The 432-nt window shown below is 64.8% G+C and carries 1 pseudogene; it reads right to left on the bottom strand.

Annotated features, from left to right (window positions below):
• Window positions 1–107: 107 nt before the first annotated feature.
• Window positions 108–432, bottom strand: a pseudogene (locus tag AC3A6Y_RS35030) (ABC transporter substrate-binding protein); the annotation flags it as partial.

Below are 432 nucleotides of genomic sequence, written 5' to 3'. Positions count from 1 at the left end.
AGAAGACGATCACCGACACCGCCAGCAGCGACAGCAGCGCCAGCGCGATGCGCTGGGCGAGGAGTTTGAGGATCACATGGTTCATCGGGGGACCTCCGAAGCGCGGATCAGGCTTCCAGCCAGACGTTTTCTGCGAAGTTGTAGCCCATGAGGCCGCCCAGCGGGATCGGCGACAGGCCCTTGAGCTTGGACGTGTGGCCGTCGATGCTGGCCAGGAACAGCGGGATGCCGATGCCGGCCTCCTGGTGGATCATGGTCTGCATGTCGGCATACATCTGCTTGCGCTTGGCCAGATCGGTCTCGGCGCGCGAGGCGAGCAGCAGCTGGTCGAACTTCTCGTTCTTCCAGCGCGACTCGTTCCAGGCCGCGCCCGACTGGAAGAACTGCGTCAGCAGCACGTCGGCGCTCGGGCGCGGGTTGACGTTGCCGAAG

Source organism: Variovorax sp. Soil_C_17, from assembly GCF_057657265.1.
Note: the sequence above shows the minus strand (reverse complement) of the source record. Positions and strands in the feature narration are given on the sequence as shown.